Origin of the sequence: Pseudomonas sp. B19125 (assembly GCF_044218855.1) — a bacterium.
Lineage (GTDB): Bacteria > Pseudomonadota > Gammaproteobacteria > Pseudomonadales > Pseudomonadaceae > Aquipseudomonas > Aquipseudomonas edaphica.
Window position 1 is genome coordinate 2897080 of the sequence record NZ_CP162589.1, and the last position, 20597, is coordinate 2917676.

A 20597-nucleotide genomic window follows, 5' to 3' on the forward strand; every position below is an offset into this window, starting at 1 on the left:
ACCTTGTGTTTATGGACCAACCGGGTTCATGGTCTGCGCCAGCGCCTGGGTGCAGCGCTCTTCGGCGGTGTCCAGTTCCAGCTTCATCTGTTCGATATCAAGCATCTGTTGCTCGAGCTGCTCACGGCGCTCGGCGATTTTCGCGAGCATGCTGTTGAGCTGGATGTGGTTGCCGCTGGTGGGGTCGTAGAGTTCGATCAGCTCACGGCATTCGGCCAGGGAAAAACCGATGCGCTTGCCGCGCAGGATCAACTTGAGGCTGACCTTGTCGCGCGCCGAGTAGATGCGCTCCTGGCCCCGGCGCTCCGGGGCCAGCAGGCCTTGTTCTTCGTAGAAACGAATGGCGCGGGTGGTGATGTCGAGCTCGCGGGCGAGGTCAGAGATGCTGTAGGTCGTGCTCATGGTGGCGCTCAAGAAGGTCTTGGCGCTAAGCTAAAGGCAGGTTGACGTTTACGTCAAGCAAATAGCCTGGATTGACTCACACCCTGTGGCGAGGGAGCTTGCTGTGGCAAGCCTGCTCACCAGAGCTTAGGCTTGCTTGCCATCCAGTTTCTTTTCGTGCGCGGTGACTTGCTGGCACAACTCGATCATCTGCTCACGCATCCAGCGGTTGGCCGGGTCCTGGTCGGTGCTTTCGTGCCAGTACAGGTGGGTTTCCACCGGCGGCACATCGTTGACCGGCAGGTTGAACCAATGCAGCTCATGGCGGCGGGCAAAGCGTTCGGGCACGGTCATCACCATGTCGGTCTGCTGCAACACTTGCGAAGCCATCAGGTAATGCTGGGAACGCAGGGCGATCTTGCGCTGGATGCCCATCTTGCCCAGCGCCAGGTCAACGTGGCCCAGGCCGTTGCGGCGGCTGGAGATATGAATGTGAGTCAGCGACAGGTAGTCATCCAGCGTGAACTTGTCCTTGCCCGCCATCGGATGGCCCTTGCGCATGGCGCATACATAGCGATCTTCCATCAGTTTGACGTGGCGCACTTGCGGGTCGGTGTTGAGCGGTGCGTCCACGGCAAAGTCCAGGCGCCCGGCGGCCAGTTCCTTGGTGGTTTCGCGGCGTTTGGACAAGAAACTCTCGATCACCACGGTCGGCGCCAGGCGGCGCAGGCGCTGGAACAGCAGCGGCAGAATCACCGCCTCGGTGAGGTCGGTCATGCTGATGCGATAAGTCTTGGCCGCCTGTTGCGGGTTGAAAATTCGGCTTTCCTGCACCGACACCCGCAGCAACGACAACGCGTTGCGCACCGGGCCGATGATGTTCTGCGCCATGGGCGTGGGCACCATGCCCTGGGCGGTGCGCACGAACAGCGGGTCGTTGAAGGTTTCGCGCAAGCGTGCCAAGGCGTTGGAAACAGCTGGCTGGGTGATACCAACGATCTGCCCGGCGCGGGTCAGGTTGGCTTCGGTGTAGATCGCGTCGAAGACGATAAATAGGTTGAGGTCGACCTTGCTCAGATTCATTTCGTTGCGCTCTTATTTTCAGGTGGCGATTTATCAGGTGCTCATACGCCGATCATATATCGGTGATGAATGTTAATACACGCCGAGAATAGGCTAGGTAAATTATCAGCGCTGTTCTAGCATCGATTGCATGACCTAAACAACCTCTCAGAGAAGGGAGCTGCTCATGGATTTCGCCTATTCGCCCAAGGTTCAGGAACTGCGTGAACGCGTCACTGCGTTCATGGACGCTTACGTTTACCCGGCCGAGCCGGTGTTCGAACGCCAGGTCAGCGAAGGTGACCGCTGGCAGCCCACCGCGATCATGGAAGAGCTCAAAGCCCGTGCCAAAGCCGAAGGCCTATGGAACCTGTTCCTGCCCGAATCCGAGCTGGGCGCCGGGCTGACCAACCTCGAATATGCGCCATTGGCCGAAATCATGGGCCGCTCGCTGTTAGGCCCGGAGCCGTTCAACTGTTCCGCCCCCGACACTGGCAACATGGAAGTGCTGGTGCGTTACGCCAATGAAGAACAGAAGCAACGCTGGCTCGAACCGCTGCTGCGCGGCGAGATTCGCTCGGCGTTCGCCATGACCGAACCGGACGTGGCCTCATCCGACGCCACCAACATGGCCGCCCGCGCCGAGCGTCAAGGCGATGAGTGGGTGATTAATGGCAAGAAGTGGTGGACCTCCGGCGCCTGCGACCCACGCTGCAAGATCCTGATCTTCATGGGCCTGAGCAACCCGGACGCGCCGCGCCACCAGCAGCACTCGATGATCCTGGTGCCGGTAGACACGCCAGGGGTAAAAATCGTACGACCACTGCCGGTGTTCGGCTACGACGACGCACCCCACGGCCACGCTGAAGTACTGTTCGACAACGTGCGTGTGCCGTATGAAAACGTACTGCTGGGTGAAGGCCGTGGCTTCGAAATCGCCCAGGGCCGCCTTGGCCCAGGCCGCATACACCACTGCATGCGCTCCGTCGGCATGGCCGAGCGTGCGCTGGAACTGATGTGCAAACGCTCCGTCAGCCGCACCGCGTTCGGCAAGCCATTGGCGCGCCTGGGCGGTAATATCGACAAGATCGCCGACTCGCGGATGGAAATCGACATGGCGCGCCTGCTGACCCTGAAAGCGGCGTACATGATGGACACCGTCGGTAACAAAGTGGCGAAAAGCGAAATCGCGCAGATCAAGGTCGTGGCGCCGAACGTGGCCTTGAAGGTGATTGACCGGGCGATTCAGATCCATGGTGGCGCCGGTGTTTCCAACGACTTCCCGCTGGCCTACATGTACGCCATGCAACGCACCCTGCGCCTGGCCGACGGCCCGGATGAAGTGCACCGTGCGGCGATTGGCAAGTTTGAGATTGGCAAGTATGTGCCTAAAGAGCTGATGCGCAGCGGGCAGTAACACCGAGGCGCCTGCATCGCAGGCAAGCCAGCTCCCACACTGGAATGCATTCCAAAGGTGGGAGCCGGGCTTGCCCGCGATGAGCATAGGTATCTACACAACTTTTGAAGGCAGCCAATTTCTCCTGTGGCGAGCAGGCTTGCCCTGCGTTGGCTGCGAAGCGGCCCAGTAAAGGCACTGCAATTTTCCTGAAAGAACTCAGCGACTGGGTTTGGGGCTGCTTCGCAGCCCAACGCAGGGCAAGCCTGCTCGCCACAACAGCCCACTTACAACACGAAACCCGAGGGGTCAGTACACCCAAACCTCCACCCGCCGATTCTTGATCCGCCCCTCATCCGCCGTGTTCGCCGCCACCGGCATCTGCGCGCCGAAGCCGCGAATATCCCGCAGCACCACGCCGCTCTTGACCAATTCCCGGCGCACCGCCATTGCCCGCAACTTTGACAACAGCGCCGCCCGCTGCGGGTCATTCTTGGCATCGCCAAACCCCACCAGCGTCACCTGCTTGTCGAGCTTGCCGTGGCTTTTTATATACGCCACCACCCGCTGCAAGTCCTGGCGCGCCTTGTTGTCCAGGCTGGCGCTGCCTTCTTCGAAACGAAAATTCACACTCAAGCGCTGGGCGTCACGGACGATGTTTTGATAGTCCTCGGGCATCGACGCCCGTGGCTCCACGGCAATCGCCTGCACCTGCTGGGCGATAAAGCCATTGGCGGCGACGATCGCCTGGCCTTTGCCACTTTGGGTAAAGTCCACCAGGGCTTTGGCCCACGGGTTGCGGTTCGACGGCGGCAGGTAAAAATACAAGCGGCGTGACAGCGGGTAATCCTCGGTGGCGATCAGGCTGGTCACCGGTAACATCGGCTGTGAGTCACCGTCGACAATTGCCAGCGCCTTGGCCTGGCGCACATACGGCAGGCCGATAAAACCAATGCCTTGCGGGTCATGGCTCACCGCATCGGACAACGCCTCGCTGGATTCGAAGCGCTTGGCGGCCACGGCCAGCGGTTTGCCGCGCCGGTTCAGCACCAGCTCTTTAAAGGTGTCATAGGTGCCGGACTGATCATCCCGGGCATACAGATGAATGGCGCCGTCGACGCCGCCCACATCCTCCCAGTGGCTGACTTCACCATTGAAAATCTGCGCCAGCTGCTCGGTGTTCAAGGTATTCAACGGGTTTTGCGGGTTGAGGATAATGGCCAGGCCGTCGATGGCAATCACGTGCTCGGCCTCTGGGCTTTTCAGGTCGCCCAGGGGTTCAAGGTCCACCAGTTCGCTGTCCTTGATCGGGCGCGAAGCAGCCGCAAGGTCAGCGTTGGATTTTTTCAGTGCGCTGAACCCGGTACTTGAACCGTGGGCTGCGACCTCCACCGTGACGGTTTTGCCCTGACGCGTCTTGCCGATCACCCGTTGTTCATTGGCGCCATCGCCGGGCTCGCTGTGCACCGCCTGCAAGCCCTGGTGCTCCAGCATGCCCTTGACCAACGCAGGTCCAAGCGCCGCACCAATGGTATTGGAACCCTGGATACGCAGGGCGGGGCCTTGGTCGGGAACGGGGAGGGCAGCGGCGGCAGCGTAGAGCGGCAGTATCAACAGGAACAGAACGCGCAGCATCATGCCGGCACCTTCTTAAGCCAAAGGGAGTGCCGCCAGATTAAGTCAGTGGGGTTTCAAAAATATGACTGACGCACAGCAAGTCAAAATGTGGGAGCTGGCTTGCCTGCGATAACGGTGTGTCAGCCAACCATTTGATGACTGGCCCACTGCAATCGCAGGCAAGCCAGCTCCCACATTGAAGTACACAAACCTTGAGGTCAGCTCAGCTCAAGCCAGATCGGCGCATGGTCCGACGGTTTTTCCAGCCCACGCAAGTCGTAATCCACCCCAGCATCCTTGACCCGCGACACCAGGCCGTTGGACGCCAGGATCACGTCAATGCGCAGCCCACGCTTGGGCTCATCTTCAAACCCACGGCTGCGGTAGTCGAACCAGCTGAAGCGGTCGGCCACGTCCGGGTTCAAGTGGCGGAAGCTGTCCACCAGGCCCCAGTTTTTAAGGCGGGCCATCCACTCGCGCTCTTCCGGCAGGAAGCTGCACTTGCCGGTTTTGAGCCAGCGCTTGGCATTGTCGGCGCCGATGCCGATGTCGATATCTTCCGGCGAAATATTGATGTCGCCCATCACTACCAGCGGCTGGTCATTGCTGAACTGGCTTTCCAGCAGTTGCTGCAAATCTTCGTAGAAGCGTTGTTTGGCCGGGAACTTGGTCGGGTGGTCGCGGCTTTCGCCCTGGGGGAAGTAGCCGTTCATCACGGTGATCGACTGGCCATGCTCGTCGGCGAAAGTGCCCCAGATAAAGCGACGCTGGGCGTCTTCTTCGTCGCTGGCAAACCCTTTGTGCAGGCTCAACGCCGGCTTGCGCGACAGCAGGGCCACGCCGTAATGGCCTTTTTGCCCGTGGTAGTACACGTGATAGCCAAGGGCCTGCACTTCGGCCAGCGGGAACTGGTCATCGTGCACCTTGGTTTCCTGCAGGCCGATCACGTCGGGTTGATGCTTTTCAATCAGCGCCGCCAGCTGATGGGGGCGGGCGCGCAGCCCGTTGATATTGAAGGAGACGATTTTCATGGTCGGCAGTCCAGTCTGGCAAAAGGCCGATGCTAGCCGACAAGTCGGACGGGGGCCAGCGTGGCGGTAGGGCGCATGCACTGCTAATGTCTGGGAACGACTGGTGCTGCACAGGTTCGTACCCATAAGAACGCCATCGTTTGAGTGGCGCCCAGGGAGATTGACTGTATGCCGGACACTGCCACTGCCATTGCCGAAATTCGCCTGCTCAACAGCGGCTATTCCCGCGAGGCCCGTTCCTTGTTGTATCAGGCCTATCGGCATGAACCGACCTTTGCCTACATCTTCGAGGCTGAGCGGTCGGGGTACGAACAGCGGGTGCGCGCCACCGTGCGTGAGCTGGTCAAGCAGCATTTTTTCCAGAAGCTGCCTGCCATCGGCCTGTTCGTCAACGACCGGCTGATCGGCATCGCTTTGATTGCGCCACCGCAACGGCGCCTGGGCATCACCGAGAGCTGGGCCTGGCAGTTGCGTATGTGGCTGAGCACCGGCGTACGCGGCACCCGGCGTTACTTGGATTACCATTACGCGGTGCTGGCGTGCCTGCCGAACGAGTCGGTGCATGTGTTGCCGCTGCTGGGTATTCACCCGCAATTTCAGGGCAAACACTACGGCGAGAAACTGTTGCAGGCCGTGCACAACTGGTGTGCCGAAGACCCGCATTCATCGGGCGTGGTGCTCGACACCGGCAACTCGCGCTATCTGGATTTTTACAAGCGCCAGGGCTATGAGGAAATCGGTGAAGTGGCGGTAGGACCTGTCCTGGAACATGTGTTTTTTCATCCCAATCCCCAGGCGTTACATGCTGCAACGGCTTGAGACAGAATTATTCAGACAATTCCGGGTTCAAAGAGTCCCCCCAGCTGTGTAGCATCCGCGCCTATGAAGCTTCCAGGAAGATTTACCAGCGGCTTGGTTCTGCTGTTCACAAGCTGCGGCGTATTTGCGCAAAGCGAATTGGACGTGCGCATCAAGCCATCAAACGACGCGTTGAAAGCCAACATCGAAGGCTATATCGGCGGGGTTGGCGATCGTGATGAAGAAGCCTTGCTGCGGTTCAGCCGTGGCGCCGAGGAGCAGGCCCGCAAGGCGGCCCAGGCTCTGGGCTTCTATCAGCCGCAGATTTCCAGTGACGTGAAGGGCGGCAAGAACCCGCGCCTGACCCTCACCATCGACCCCGGCGAGCCGGTGCACCTGCGCAACGTGACCATTCGGGTCGACGGCCCGGCCGCGAGCCTCAAAGCCTTTCGCGTGCCTGCCAGCGACGACCTCAAATCGGGCGCCGTGCTCAACCACGGCAACTACGAAGACGCCAAGCGGCTGATTCAGAATCAGGCTTCGCGCTACGGTTTTTTCAATGGGCGTTTCAGCAGCCAGAAGCTGCTGGTGGACCCGCAAGCCGGTGTCGCCGATATCGAACTCATCTACGACAGCGGCCCGCGCTACACCTTGGGCAAAGTCGGGTTTACCGGCGATACGCCGTTCGATGAAGACCTGCTGCAACGCATGGTGCCGTTCAAAAGCGGCGCCCCTTACGACTCCGAACTGATCGCCGAACTCAACCAGAACCTGCAATCAAGCGGCTTCTTCGAAGGCGTACGCGTGGACGCCAGCCCAACCGCCTCGACCAACGATGTGATCCCGGTGGCGGTCCAGCTCGATACCCGCAAGCCACGCACCATGGGCCTGGGCCTGGGTTACTCGACCGACGTCGGCCCGCGCGGCAAAGCCAACTGGACCCGCCATTGGGTCAACCCGCAAGGCCACAGCTATGGCTGGGAGGCCGAACTGTCGGCGCCACGCCAGAACGTCGGCCTGTGGTATGACATCCCGCTCGACCCGCCGTTGACCGACAAGTTGCGCTTCGCCGGCGGTTACCAGAACGAAGAAATCGCCAACACCGACACCCTGAGTAAATTGCTCACCCTCGGCCCCGAATGGCACAGCAAGCTGCCCAGCGGCTGGACGCGGGTGATCTCGCTCAAATACCAGCGTGAAGAGTATCGCCTGGGCAATGACTCGGGCTTGAGCAACCTGGTGATGCCGGGCATCAACTATTCCTACCTGCGCAGCGATAACCGCATTGACCCGCACAATGGCTATCGCCTGATGTTCGACGCCAAGGTCGCCAAGGAAGGGCTCGGCTCCGACACCAACTTGCTGTACGGCACCGCCACCATCAAGGGCTTGACCACTTTGTGGGACAACCACCGTTTCCTCGGCCGTGCGCAGTTCGGCGGCAGTGCCACCAATGGCTACAAGTCGGTGCCGCCGTCGCTGCGCTTCTTTGCCGGTGGTGACCAGAGCGTGCGCGGCTACGAGTACCAGACGCTGTCACCCGAAAACGATCGCGGTGACCGCATTGGCGGGCGCTATATGGTGGCCCTGAGCGCCGAGTACCAATATTCCATCGCCGAAAAATGGCGCATCGCGACCTTTATCGACCAAGGCAACTCCTTCAACACCCTGGAAATGCCCAGCCTGAAAACCGGCGTGGGTGTCGGTGTGCGCTGGGTGTCGCCAGTGGGGCCGATTCGCCTTGACCTGGCCCATGCCCTCGAAGATCCGGGCGGCATTCGTTTGCACTTTTCCATGGGGCCTGAGCTGTGATGCGTGGTTTGAAAATAGCAGGGCTGGCCCTTGTGGCGGTCCTCATGCTGCTGCTGTTGGCGCTGTGGACAGTGCTCGGTACTCAAGCAGGCAGCCGTTGGGCCTTGAGCCAGGTGCCGGGTTTGAGCGTGGAAAATTACCAGGGCCACCTGGGTGGCCAATGGAGCGCCGACCATCTGCTATGGCAGCAGGACGCGAGTCGGGTAGAACTCAATGCTCCGAAGTTTGATTGGTCACCAGGCTGCCTGTTGCGCATGACCCTGTGCATCAACCAATTGGACGTGGAGCAGGTCAACCTGCAATTCCCGCCGAGCAATGAACCGAGCAGTGGCCCGATCACGTTGCCGGATCTGAAGTTGCCGGTTGCCATCCAGTTGGGCGACGTTCGCGTCGGCAGCCTGCTGTTTAATGGCAGTGAAGAACTTAAGGGCCTGCAACTGGCGGCGCACTGGACGGCCGCCGGTCTGCAGATTGATTCGGTGCACCTGCAACGCGATGACCTGGTGCTGGACCTCAACGGCTTGCTGCAACCCACCGGCAACTGGCCGCTGAGCGCCACCGGCAATCTGAGCCTGCCGTATGCTCCGGGCGGCGCGCCGTGGCAGATTGCGCTCAAGGTTGACGGCGACCTGCTCAAGACCCTCAAGCTTGATGCCGACAGCAGCGGCTACCTGCCCGCGAAGCTCAGCGGCGAGCTGCAACCTTTGGTGGAGAACCTGCCCGCGCAGTTGCACATCACGGCGGATGGCTTCAAGCCCAGCGCCGATTTGCCCGACACCTTGCAGCTCAATCAATTGGACCTCACCGCAAAGGGCGACCTGAGCAGCGGCTACCAGTTGCTTGGCCGGGCCGTGCTGCCCGCAGAAAAAGGCCCGGTGGCCTTGCTGTTGCAAGGCAAGGTCGACGCCAAGGGCGCACAGATCGCCGGCCTCGACCTGACTGCCGGCGACCAGCAAAGCCTCAAGCTCAGCGCCAATCTGGACTGGCAGCAAGGGTTCAGCGCCGACGCGAAAATCGACTGGCTGGATTTCCCCTGGCATCGCCTCTATCCATTGATTGATGAGCCGCAGGTCGCCTTGCGTACGTTCAACGGTGAAGTTTCCTATAAAGACGGCAACTACCTCGGCAATCTCAACGCTGACCTTGACGGCCCAGCGGGTAAATTCAATCTGGTCACGCCATTCAGCGGCGACCTCAAGCAAGTCTTCCTGCCCGAACTCAAACTGACTGCCGGTCAAGGCAAGGCCGAAGGGCACCTGAACCTGCAATTTGCCGACGGCATCGCCTGGGACACTGCGCTGGACTTGTCGGCACTCAACCCGGCGTACTGGGTCGCAGAATTGCCGGGCACCTTGGCCGGGCCATTGCGCAGCAAAGGCGAGTTCAAAAACGAGCAGCTTAAACTGAATGCCGACCTCGACCTCAAGGGCCATTTGCGCGGCCAGACCGCCGTGCTGGCGGCCAAGGCCGAAGGCGCGGGCGAGCAGTGGACCCTGGCCAACCTGGATATCCGACTGGGCGACAACCGCATCAATGGCAGTGGCAGTCTGCAGCAACGCCTGGCCGGGCAGATTGACATTAAACTGGCGCGCCTGGCCCAACTGTGGCCGCAGTTGCGCGGGCAAATCAACGGCCGCGTGGATGTAGCCGGTACGCTGAAGGCGCCGCAAGGCAAGCTCGACCTCAAAGGCCAGCAACTGGCGTTTGCGGATAATAAACTGCAAAGCCTCACCCTCGATGCGGCCCTTGACAACGCCCAGCGTGCGAAGATCGACCTCAAGGGCAGCGGCATTCAAGCCGGTGAAACCCAGGTCGGCATCCTGACCGCCAGCGCCCAGGGCGACATCAAGAGCCAGAAGGTGCAACTCGATCTGGCCGGGCCGCTGGTCAAACTCGCCCTGGCCCTGGATGGCAACCTCGACAAAGGCAACTGGCGTGGGCGCCTGGCCAGTGGTGATGTGCAGGCCGGCGGCCAGGATTGGAAGCTGCAAGCCCCGGCGAAAATCGAACGCCTGGCCGACGGCAAGCTGACCTTTGCCGCGCATTGCTGGGTGTCTGGCGGTTCCAGCTTGTGCGGTGAAGACCAGCGTCTGATGCCTGAACCCAAGCTGCGCTACCACCTCAAGCAATTCCCGATCGACAGCCTGGCGGCCTTCTTGCCCAAGGATTTCGCCTGGCAGGGCAAGCTCAACGCCGATGTGCAACTCGACCTGCCCAGCAGTGGCCCTAAAGGCGTGGTCGCGGTGGACGCCAGCGGCGGCACCTTGCGCGTGAAGGACAAAAATCAGTGGGTGGATTTCCCCTACGACACCTTGAAGCTGGAAACCACCCTCAACCCCAAGCGCATCGACACACAGCTGAATTTTCGCGGTGGCAAGCTCGGCGAGTTGCTGTTGCAGGCGCAGATCAACCCGTTGCCCAAGGACAAGCCGATTACCGGTACGTTCAGCCTCACCGGCCTGGACCTCGCTGTGGCGCGCCCGTTTGTGCCGATGGTGGAAACCCTCAATGGCAAGCTCAACGGTAACGGCCGTATCTCGGGTGGTCTGTTGGCGCCGCAGGTCAACGGCAATGTGAACCTGGTGGACGGCGAAATTTCCGGGCCTGAGCTGCCGATGAGCCTCGAGGGCTTGAATGTGCAGGCGCTGATTGCCGGTGAAAGTGTGCAGCTCAACGGTGGCTGGCGCAGTGGCAAAGACGGGCAGGGCAGCCTCAAGGGCCGCGTCGGCTGGGGCCAGGCCCTGGCGGTGGACCTGAGCCTGCAAGGCTCGAAATTGCCGGTCACGGTTGAGCCCTATGCCAAGCTGGAAGTGGCGCCGGACCTTAAGATCAGCCTCAAGGACGACAAGCTGGCGATTGCCGGTAAGGTGCACATCCCGCGCGGCGATATCACCGTGCGCGAACTGCCGCCGTCGACGGTCAAGGTCTCGGATGACACGGTGATCGTCGGCAGCCAGACCGAGGAGGGCAAGCCGCCGATGGCGATGGCCATGGACATCGACGTCGAGGTGGGTGAAGACCAGCTTAACTTTGCCGGCTTTGGCTTGACTGCCAAGGTTCAGGGCCATGTGCATATTGGCGACAACATGGACACCCGTGGTGAGTTGTGGCTCAACGACGGGCGTTACCGTGCCTACGGGCAGCGCCTCAATGTGCGGCGTGCGCGGCTGTTGTTTGCCGGTCCCTTGGATCAGCCGTTCCTGGATATCGAAGCGACACGGGTGGTCGTGGAAGACTCAAGGACTGTGACTGCCGGTATTCGCTTGAGCGGTAGCGCTGAGCAGCCGACGACGCAGATCTTCTCCGAGCCGTCGATGCCTCAGGAAGATGCGTTGTCGTACCTGGTGCTGGGGCGTTCGCGTAACAACACGGGCGAAGATAACAATATGCTTGCTGAGGCCGCTCTGGGCCTGGGTTTGATGGGCAGTGCGGGGGTGACTTCGGATATCGCCAACAAGCTGGGGATTCAGGATTTCGACCTTGACACCCAGGGCTCCGGGAACAAGACCGCAGTGGTGGCCAGTGGCAAGATTACCGAGAAGCTCAGCTTGCGCTATGGGGTGGGGGTGTTTGAGCCGGCCAATACCATTGCCTTGCGTTACTTGCTGAGCAAGAAGGTGTACCTGGAAGTGGCCAGTGGCGTGGCGAGTTCGTTGGATATCTTCTACAAGCGGGATTTCTAGGGGTTGTATAAGGTAAGAAGTCTGGGAGCTGGCTTGCCTGCGATGGCGGTTTGTCGGTGTGTATATCCGTTACTGCGGTAACGGCTGCTTATGGTTCCGCTCTTACAGCCATGCCTTTCAAGGTCTTGGTTTAAAATCCCCTAATCAATTCAGTCAGGACGACGAAGCTATGTGGGAAAAGGTTTTAGAACGGTTTGAAAAACAAGCACCAGCCAGTGTCATGACCAAGCTGGTCTTGGAGCAGGCCGTAGATGCCAAGTGGGTAGACAAGGTGTTCGATGATCATCGCCAGCGTCAGTACTCCCGTGAGCTTTTGTTTTCAACCGTTGTTGAGCTGATGTCCCTTGTTTCATTGGGCTTGAGGCCGTCATTACACGCGGCGGCGCGCAAGATGGAGGGCCTTTCGGTCAGCCTTGCAGCCCTCTATGACAAGATCAAGCGAACCGAACCCGAGCTTCTGCGCGCCCTCATTTCGGGCAGTGCCGAGCGTTTGATACCGACCGTAGAAACGCTTGGCCATTCATCGATCCTTCCCGGTTGGCAGTTGCGTATTGTTGATGGCAACCATCTGCCGGCCACTGAAAAACGTCTAGGTGCTCTGCGCAATGAGCGCGGCGCAGCACGCCCAGGATTTTCAGTAGTTGCCTACGATCCGGATCTGGATTTAGTCGTTGATCTTCAGCCGTGGGAAGATGCCTACGCCAGTGAGCGAGTCAGTGTTTTACCGCTACTGGCCCGCGCATGCGCGGGCCAGTTGTGGATGGCTGACCGGCTCTATTGCACGCTGCCCGTCTTGCAAGCCTGCGAGGACACGGGGGCTTCGTTCATCGTTCGCCAACCCAGCAAACATCCACGACTCGTCCAAGAAAGTGAGTGGCAAGATTCAGGAGCAGTCGATAGCGGCACCGTTCGCGAACAAATCATCGAAGTGACCAGTGGCCGCCGCTGGAGACGCGTTGAATTGAGCCTGCAAACAGCGAATGACTCAGGTGATGTGGTGATGTGGTTCTGGAGCAATTTGCCCGACACCATCAGTGCTCAACAGATAGCTGATTTGTACCGTCGTCGCTGGAGTATTGAAGGCATGTTCCAACGCCTTGAATCGGTACTGGAGAGTGAAATCACAAGCTTTGGCAGCCCGAAAGCCGCGCTGCTGGGCTTTGCCTCGGCGGTGCTGGCTTACAACGTTTTATCGGTTCTCAAACGTAGTGTTGAGCAGGCGCACCGGGAAACACAGCCAGAGGGTTGGGAAGCTTCGATTTTCCACTTGGCGGTGCATGTTCGCAGTGATTATCAGGGTTTGCAGATCGCATTGCCTGCGGAAAATTTCCCCCTTGAAAAGACCTCGCAAGGGCTGGCAGAGCGATTACTGGCCCTGGCGAGGTTGATCAAACCCAAGTCCGTCGCAAAGAGCCCTCGCGGCGCCAAAGTCGCTAAACCCAAGGAGTGGCTGGAAGGTAAGGCGGCACGGGCGCATGTCTCAACAGCTCGGGTGCTTAAGGCTGCCAAGGCGGATAAACAGGCCTAAACATGACGTTAAACGGACTCTTAAACATAGACCTTGAAAGGCATGGCTCTTACAGCGGGTCACTTTTGGCAAACGCCCCAAAAGTAACCAAAAGGTCTTCGCCCCACCACTCGGCACCTCGCCTAGGCTCGGTGTGCCCTCACTCCGGCTTGAATCCGTGGGCCGCCGCGATGGGCCATCCTTGGCCCAGCGCGGCTAACCCGGCGTCCTGCCGGGTTACCCACGGATTCAAGCCTGCGTTCGGCCAGCGTGGTTAACGGGGCGCCTCAGATCAAAAGCAGATCAAGATCAAGATCTACAGCACGGCGGCCTGAAAGCCGACCTGAGTGGTTAGATCAAAAGCGAAAGCGGATTTGCATACACCTGGGATCTGCTTTTCTGTGGGAGCTGGCTTGCCTGCGATGCAGACACCTCGGTACATCAGGCACACCGAGTTGATGCTATCGCAGGCAAGCCAGCTCCCACCTTTGACCGAGTATGGCTCTGCTGTTGCTGTTGCTGTTGCTGTTGCTGTTGCTGTTGCTGTTGCTGTTGCTGTTGCTGTTGCTGTTGCTGTTGCTGTTGCTGTTGCTGTTGCTGTTGCTGTTGCTGTTGCTGTTGCTGTTGCTGTTGCTGTTGCTGTTGCTGTTGCTCCGGCCCTTGCATCCTTTTCGATGACGAAGTCAGCGGTCTTTTGATCTGTGCTTTTGATCTTGATCTTGATCTGAAATCGCCCCGTTAAACACGATGGCCGCAATTCGACAGTGATTTGGGGGGTAAACCGGCAGGGATGCCGGTTTAGCCGCGCTGGGCCAAGGATGGCCCATCGCGGCGGCCCCCCAAATCACTGTCGGATTGCGGGCATGCCGAGCCACAGCGAGGCACCGAGTGTTGGGGCGAGGACCTTTTGCTTACTTTTCGGTCCTTCGAAAAGTGAGTCGCTGTAAGAGCGAAACCATAGGCCGCCGTTACCGCAGCAATGGATATGTACCCGACCAAACACCCCCCGGCCAAACCGCTATCGCAGGCAACCCAGCTCCCACAGTTATTTGTGTTTCAAGCCCACCTCTCGCGAAATTACCAAGCAAGCTAATAATTCCATTTGACATTCGCTGCCTAAGCAGTAACATCTTGTCATACATTCACTGCCTAGGCAGTAATAAGGTGACTTTCGATGACCCACTACACCCCTGACAGCTTTCGCAACTGCCACCTCGGCCTGTTGCTGGGCCGGGCGGCGCTGCTCAAGGACCGCATTATCGACACCCATATGGAACCCCACGGCGTCACCGCCGCGCAGTTCAAGGTGTTGATCATCATTGCCCAGTTCGACGTCGATACCCCGGCGGAGCTGTGCCGCCACCTGTCCCTCGACAGCGGCTCCATGACCCGCATGCTCGACCGTCTGGAGCAAAAGGGCCTGCTGGCGCGCAAGCGCTCCGAGCAGGACCGGCGCCAGGTGCAGTTAGTGCTCACCGAAGACGGCCAGCGCCTGGCCGACATGTTGCCGCATATCGGCGCGCAGTCGATGAATGAACTGGCCGGTGCCCTCGAGCCTGGTGAGTTGGAAACCCTGGAAAGAATCCTCAAGAAAATTCTGGTAGCTGCCGGTGACGCCATCGTCCTCCAGCGGGTAGGTAATCAATGAAAACGCGTGCACTCAGCCTGGTGCTGGTGGCGATGAGCATGGCCGGTTGTGCCAACTTCAGCGGCCTCGACACCCAGGGCCAACGTCTCGACGCCAACACGTTGCAAACCGGCAAATCCTTGAGCGGCGTGACCCTGTCCACGGCCGCCTGGCCCACCGCCGACTGGTGGAAAAGCCTCGGCGACCCGCAACTCGACGGTCTGATTCACGAAGCCCTGCAAAACAGCCCTGATATGCAAGTGGCCAGCGCCCGTGCGCACCAGGCCGAAGCCGCCGCTTATGCCGCCGATGCGGCGCGCATGCCAACCCTGGATGCCAGCGCCGGTGTGAGCCGTTCGCGCCTGGCCAAGGACCAGGACCCGCGCGGGCAGGGCGATGCCTATGCCACGGTGCGTAACATCGGCGCCAGCTTCAACTACAACTTCGACCTTTGGGGTGGCCAGCGCGCTGCCTGGGAAGCCGCGTTGGGCCAGGCGCGTGCAGCCGAAGTCGACCAGCAAGCCGCACGCCTGACCCTGGCCGCCAACGTCGCCAAGGCTTACAGCGATTTGGGCCAAGCGCATATCGTGCGTGACCTGGCCAATGACGACCTCAAGCGCACCCGCCAGATGCTCGACCTGAGCAAACGCCGCCTCAGCTCCGGCATCGACAGCGAATACCAGTACCAACAGACCGAAAGCCTGGAAGCCAGCTCCCAGTCGCAGTTGATCGACGCTGAAAAACAACTGCAAAGCGCCAAGATCGCCCTGGCGGTATTGCTCGGCAAAGGCCCGGACCGTGGCGGCGAGCTGACCCGCCCGAACGTATTGAAACCCAGTGCCGTCGCTGTGCCTTCAGTCTTGCCGGCCGAATTGCTGGGCCGTCGCCCGGACCTGATCGCCGCACGCTGGCGCGTGGAGGCCGCGAGTAAAAACGTGGCCGCGAGCAAAACCCGCTTCTACCCCAACCTCAACCTCAGTGCGAGCGCCGGGGCCGAGTCGTTGCTCGGTGATGCGATGTTTGGCTCGGCCAGCCGGTTCTTCAGCATTGCGCCGACCATCTCGTTGCCGATCTTTGACGGTGGCCGCTTGCGTGCCGACCTCGATGCTCGCGACGCCGATTACGACCTGGCCGTGGCCCAGTACAACAAAACCCTGGTGCAAGCCTTGGGCGATATCGGCAACACCCTGATGCAACTGCGCGAAACCGGGCGGCAGATCCAGGCGCAGCAACACGCTGCGGACATCGCCCAGCAGTCTTACGACACCGGCGTACAGCGTTACAGCTCCGGCATCGGTAACTACCTGGATGTGCTCAGCATCGAGCAGCAATTGCTGCAGGCCCAGCGTCAGCTGGCGACCTTGAATGCGGCGCAGATCGACCTGTCGATTCAATTGATGCAAGCCCTGGGTGGCGGATTCAACGCCGATAACGTGGCCGCGACCACGACCAGCCCTGCCACCCGTACGGAATAATTTGAGGTATTTGTCATGGCCACTGCCGAAAACAGCAACGCAACTGAAAAGCCCGATAACAACCCGCGCAAACGCAAAGTCATGCTGATCGGCCTGGCGCTGATCGTCATTCTTGGCGTGGTCGGCGTGTGGGGCTGGTATGAGTTCTACGGGCGCTTCAATGAAAGCACCGACGACGCCTATGTGAACGGCAACGTGGTGGAAATCACCCCGCTGGTCACCGGCACCGTGGTCAGTATCGGCGCCGACGACGGCGACCTGGTCCACGAAGGCCAGGTTCTGATCAACTTCGACCCGAATGACGCCGCCGTCGGCCTGCAAAGTGCCCAGGCCAACCTGGCCCGCACCGTGCGCCAGGTGCGTGGTTTGTACAGCAATGTCGATGGCATGAAAGCCCAGGTCAACGCACAGAAAGCTGACGTGCAAACCGCCCAGGACAACTTCAACCGCCGTAAGACGCTGGCCCAGGGCGGTGCGATCTCCCAGGAGGAACTGTCCCATGCCCGTGACAACCTGACCGCCGCCAAGAACGCCCTGACCAACCTTGAGCAGCAACTGAAAACCACCAATGCCTTGGTGGATGACACGGTGATTTCGTCCCACCCGGATGTGCAAGCCGCCGCCGCGCAACTGCGTCAGGCCTACCTGACCAACGCGCGCAGCACCTTGATCGCACCGGTCACCGGCTACGTGGCCAAGCGCACCGTGCAACTGGGCCAGCGCGTGCAACCCGGCACCGCGTTGATGGCGGTGATCCCGCTGGACCAGTTGTGGATCGACGCCAACTTCAAGGAAACCCAGCTGCGCGATATGCGCATTGGCCAGCCGGTGGACATCGAAGCGGACATCTATGGCAGTGACGTGAAATTCAGCGGCACCGTCGACAGCCTCGGCGCCGGCACCGGCAGCGCGTTTGCCCTGCTGCCTGCGCAGAATGCCACCGGCAACTGGATCAAGATCGTGCAACGGGTGCCAGTGCGCATCCACATCAACGCCGACGAGTTGGCCAAGAACCCGCTGCGGGTGGGCTTGAGCACTGTGGTCAACGTCGACCTGCACGACCAAAGCGGCCCGGTGCTGGCGCAACAGGCACCGCAAAAGGCCTCGTTCACCACCAACGTGTATGACCGCCAACTGGCCGAAGCCGATGCCATGATCACGCAGTTGATCCATGACAACAGCCTCGCCGCACCCAAGGCTGTGCAACGCTGATGAGCGCTAACGCCCCCGCGTCCTTTACGCCGCCAAGCTTGCTGATGGCCACTATTGGCCTATCGCTGGCGACCTTTATGCAGGTGCTCGACACCACCATCGCCAACGTGGCGTTGCCGACCATTTCCGGCAACCTGGGCGTGAGTTCGGAGCAGGGAACCTGGGTGATCACCTCGTTTGCGGTGAGCAACGCCATTGCCTTGCCGCTCACCGGCTGGCTGAGTCGCCGGTTTGGCGAGGTGAAGCTGTTTTTGTGGGCGACCATCCTGTTTGTATTGGCGTCGTTCCTCTGTGGTATTTCCACCTCGATGCCCGAGCTGATTGGCTTTCGGGTGCTGCAAGGCCTGGTCGCCGGGCCGTTGTACCCAATGACCCAGACGTTGCTGATCGCGGTTTACCCACCGGCCAGGCGCGGCATGGCCCTGGCGTTACTGGCGATGGTTACGGTGGTGGCGCCGATTGCCGGCCCCATCCTCGGCGGCTGGATCACCGACAGCTACAGCTGGCCGTGGATCTTCTTTATCAACGTGCCCATCGGCATCTTTGCGGTGATGGTGGTGCGTTCGCAATTGAAGAAACGCCCGGTGGTCACCAGTTACCAGCCGATGGATTATGTCGGGCTGCTGAGCTTGATCGTCGGTGTCGGCGCTTTGCAGATCATCCTCGACAAGGGCAATGACCTGGACTGGTTCGAATCCAACTTCATCATCATCGGTGCGGCGATTTCGGTGATTGCCCTGGCGGTGTTCATCATCTGGGAGCTGACCGACAAGCACCCGGTGGTTAACCTGCGGTTGTTTGCCTACCGCAACTTCCGTATCGGCACCATCGTGTTGATTTTGGGCTATGCGGGCTTCTTCGGGATCAACCTGATTCTGCCGCAATGGCTGCAAACCCAGATGGGCTACACCGCCACCTGGGCCGGCCTGGCGGTCGCGCCGATCGGTATTTTGCCGGTGCTGATGTCACCCTTTGTGGGCAAGTATGCGCACAAGTTCGATTTGCGCTTGCTGGCGGGCCTGGCGTTCCTGGCGATTGGCTTGAGCTGCTTTATGCGCGCAGGCTTTACCAATCAGGTGGATTTCACCCATATCGCTTTGGTGCAGTTGTTCATGGGGATCGGCGTGGCGTTGTTCTTTATGCCGACCTTGAGCATCCTGATGTCCGACTTGCCGCCGGCGCAAATCGCCGACGGCGCGGGTCTTGCGACCTTCCTGCGGACCCTGGGCGGTAGCTTTGCGGCCTCGCTGACCACCTGGATCTGGATTCGCCGCGCCGATCAGCACCACGCGTACATGAGCGAGAACATGACCACCTACGACTCCGCCACCCGCGATGCATTGCAGGCGCTAGGCGGGGCAGGGCACAAGGCCTATGCGCAGTTGGACCAGATCCTCACCAGCCAGGCGTACATGATGTCCACCGTGGATTACTTCACGTTGCTGGGGTGGATGTTCATGGGCTTGATGTTGCTGGTGTGGCTGGCCAAGCCGCCGTTTGGTGCGAAGGCCGGGCCGGAGGCATCGGGGCACTGACCGACTGGACTCAGTCAATGTGGGAGCTGGCTTGCCTGCGATAGCATCACCTGGGTATGCCTGATGTACCGAGGTGCTTGCATCGCAGGCAAGCCAGCTCCCACACAAGCCAGCTCCAACACAAGCCAAACCCCACACAAGCCAGCGTTCTGTGTCTCAGGGTTATGCGCCGGGCAACGCCAACTGTGGGTTGACGAAGTCAAACGCCGCCAGCGCAAACCCTTGCTCATCCACCTGCAACGCCCAACCCTGCTTGTCCCAATCCCCCAGCACAATACGCTTGGCCGCCTGGTCACCAATCTGCAGTTTATGAATGGCGGGGCGGTGCGTATGGCCGTGGACCAGGGTGCGCACGCCGAACTGCTGCATCACCCGTGGCACTTCCTCGGGCGTCACATCGACAATATCGTTGGCCTTCATGCGCGTTTGCGCACGGCTCTCGCTGCGCAGCTTGCGCGCCAGCTTGTGGCGGGTGCGCAACGGCAAGTGCCGCAGAATGAACAAAACAATCGGGTTGCGCAGAATGCGCCGCAGCTTCATATAGCCGACGTCGCGGGTGCAGAGGCTGTCGCCGTGCATCAACAGCACGGGCTCGCCATGTAACTGCACGACACTCGGGTCCTTGAGCAAGGTAGCGCCTGCGGCTTTGCAGAACGCCTTGCCGATCAGGAAATCGCGGTTGCCATGCATGATAAAAATCGGGGTGCCGCTGTTGCTCAGCTCGCGTAAAGCCTCGCAGATGGAACGCTGGAAGGCGGTCATCCCATCGTCGCCAATCCAGGCTTCAAAGAAGTCCCCCAGAATGTACAACGCCTGGGCGCCACGGGCGCGGCCGTGGAGCAGATCCAGAAACGCCCGGGTGATATCCGGGCGCTCCTCTTCCAGATGCAAGTCTGAAATCAGCAATATCACCCAACGATCTCGGCTTTCTGGACGATCACGTCTTCTGCTGGAACGTCCTGGTGACCGGCCTTGGAGGTGGTGGACACGCCTTTGATCTTGTCGACCACGTCCTGGCCTTCGGTGACTTTACCGAATACCGCGTAGCCCCAGCCCTGCACGTTCTTGCCGCTGTGGTTGAGGAAGGCGTTGTCGGCGACGTTGATGAAGAACTGCGCGGAGGCCGAATGCGGCTCCATGGTACGGGCCATGGCGACGGTGTACTTGTCGTTGGAAAGGCCGTTGTCCGCTTCGTTCTGGATGCTTGGACGCTTGTCTTTCTTTTCTTTCATGCCTGGCTCGAAACCGCCGCCCTGGATCATGAAGTTGCCGATGACACGGTGGAAAACGGTGTTTTCGTAGTGGCCGGCGTTCACGTACTCGATGAAGTTGGCGACGGTGATCGGCGCTTTCTCGGCGTTCAGCTCGATGACGATGTCACCGTGGTTGGTGGTCAGTTTGACTTGAGTCATGTTCACTACTCTTTTCAGGGAATTCGTGGGTTTGGACGCCAAGGCGCCG

The 20597-nt window shown here is 60.2% G+C and carries 16 protein-coding genes; 10 read left to right on the plus strand and 6 right to left on the minus strand.

The genetic code is table 11. The features are described from left to right. Window positions 1-9: 9 nt before the first annotated feature. Window positions 10-402, minus strand: a complete 393-nt coding sequence (locus tag AB4P96_RS13255) for a MerR family DNA-binding transcriptional regulator (protein WP_017136513.1) — start codon at window positions 400-402, stop codon at window positions 10-12. 126 nt (window positions 403-528) lie between these two features. After that, entirely contained in the window at window positions 529-1464 is a 936-nt protein-coding gene (locus tag AB4P96_RS13260) for a LysR family transcriptional regulator (protein ID WP_017136514.1), read from the minus strand. Window positions 1465-1630: 166 nt separating this feature from the next. Between AB4P96_RS13260 and AB4P96_RS13265 the strand changes: the two genes are divergently transcribed. Next, complete coding sequence (locus tag AB4P96_RS13265) at window positions 1631-2860, plus strand: acyl-CoA dehydrogenase (RefSeq protein WP_058420935.1); 1230 nt, start codon at window positions 1631-1633, stop codon at window positions 2858-2860. Window positions 2861-3148: 288 nt separating this feature from the next. Here AB4P96_RS13265 and AB4P96_RS13270 read toward each other — a convergent pair whose 3' ends face one another. Together AB4P96_RS13270 and xthA are read right to left on the minus strand one after the other, a co-directional pair. Next, complete coding sequence (locus AB4P96_RS13270; protein WP_176991385.1) at window positions 3149-4477, minus strand: substrate-binding domain-containing protein; 1329 nt, start codon at window positions 4475-4477, stop codon at window positions 3149-3151. A 197-nt stretch (window positions 4478-4674) separates the two neighbouring features. Continuing rightward, the gene (gene xthA / locus AB4P96_RS13275) at window positions 4675-5487 is read right to left on the minus strand and encodes an exodeoxyribonuclease III (protein ID WP_017134623.1); all 813 of its coding nucleotides are present in this window, start codon (window positions 5485-5487) and stop codon (window positions 4675-4677) included. A 168-nt stretch (window positions 5488-5655) separates the two neighbouring features. Between xthA and AB4P96_RS13280 the strand changes: the two genes are divergently transcribed. The 9 genes from AB4P96_RS13280 to AB4P96_RS13320 all read left to right on the plus strand — a co-directional run bounded on the left by AB4P96_RS13280 (window position 5656) and on the right by AB4P96_RS13320 (window position 19136). After that, window positions 5656-6306 (plus strand): GNAT family N-acetyltransferase, encoded by a 651-nt coding sequence (locus tag AB4P96_RS13280; RefSeq protein WP_395600857.1) that lies wholly within the window; start codon window positions 5656-5658, stop codon window positions 6304-6306. 63 nt (window positions 6307-6369) lie between these two features. After that, on the plus strand, window positions 6370-8097 hold the full coding sequence (locus AB4P96_RS13285; protein WP_170040869.1) for an autotransporter assembly complex family protein: 1728 nt from the start codon (window positions 6370-6372) through the stop codon (window positions 8095-8097). Further along, window positions 8097-11780, plus strand: a complete 3684-nt coding sequence (locus AB4P96_RS13290; RefSeq protein ID WP_395600858.1) for a translocation/assembly module TamB domain-containing protein — start codon at window positions 8097-8099, stop codon at window positions 11778-11780. The genes AB4P96_RS13285 and AB4P96_RS13290 overlap by 1 nt, the downstream gene beginning before the upstream one ends. A gap of 220 nt (window positions 11781-12000) precedes the next feature. Continuing rightward, window positions 12001-13308, plus strand: a complete 1308-nt coding sequence (locus tag AB4P96_RS13295) for an IS4 family transposase (protein WP_170040993.1) — start codon at window positions 12001-12003, stop codon at window positions 13306-13308. Between the two features lie 477 nt (window positions 13309-13785). Then, on the plus strand, window positions 13786-13965 hold the full coding sequence (locus AB4P96_RS13300; RefSeq protein ID WP_395600859.1) for a hypothetical protein: 180 nt from the start codon (window positions 13786-13788) through the stop codon (window positions 13963-13965). 496 nt (window positions 13966-14461) lie between these two features. Further along, on the plus strand, window positions 14462-14935 hold the full coding sequence (locus AB4P96_RS13305; RefSeq protein ID WP_017134700.1) for a MarR family winged helix-turn-helix transcriptional regulator: 474 nt from the start codon (window positions 14462-14464) through the stop codon (window positions 14933-14935). Then, window positions 14932-16389, plus strand: a complete 1458-nt coding sequence (locus tag AB4P96_RS13310; protein ID WP_099550546.1) for an efflux transporter outer membrane subunit — start codon at window positions 14932-14934, stop codon at window positions 16387-16389. The genes AB4P96_RS13305 and AB4P96_RS13310 overlap by 4 nt, the downstream gene beginning before the upstream one ends. Before the next feature lie 15 nt (window positions 16390-16404). After that, window positions 16405-17601, plus strand: a complete 1197-nt coding sequence (locus AB4P96_RS13315) for an efflux RND transporter periplasmic adaptor subunit (protein WP_017134698.1) — start codon at window positions 16405-16407, stop codon at window positions 17599-17601. After that, entirely contained in the window at window positions 17601-19136 is a 1536-nt protein-coding gene (locus AB4P96_RS13320; RefSeq protein ID WP_017134697.1) for a DHA2 family efflux MFS transporter permease subunit, read from the plus strand. The genes AB4P96_RS13315 and AB4P96_RS13320 overlap by 1 nt, the downstream gene beginning before the upstream one ends. 162 nt (window positions 19137-19298) lie before the next feature. Here AB4P96_RS13320 and lpxH read toward each other — a convergent pair whose 3' ends face one another. Both lpxH and AB4P96_RS13330 read right to left on the minus strand, forming a co-directional pair. Further along, the gene (lpxH, locus tag AB4P96_RS13325; protein ID WP_170040690.1) at window positions 19299-20048 is read right to left on the minus strand and encodes a UDP-2,3-diacylglucosamine diphosphatase; all 750 of its coding nucleotides are present in this window, start codon (window positions 20046-20048) and stop codon (window positions 19299-19301) included. Continuing rightward, complete coding sequence (locus AB4P96_RS13330; protein WP_017134695.1) at window positions 20045-20548, minus strand: peptidylprolyl isomerase; 504 nt, start codon at window positions 20546-20548, stop codon at window positions 20045-20047. The genes lpxH and AB4P96_RS13330 overlap by 4 nt, the downstream gene beginning before the upstream one ends. Window positions 20549-20597 lie beyond the last annotated feature (49 nt).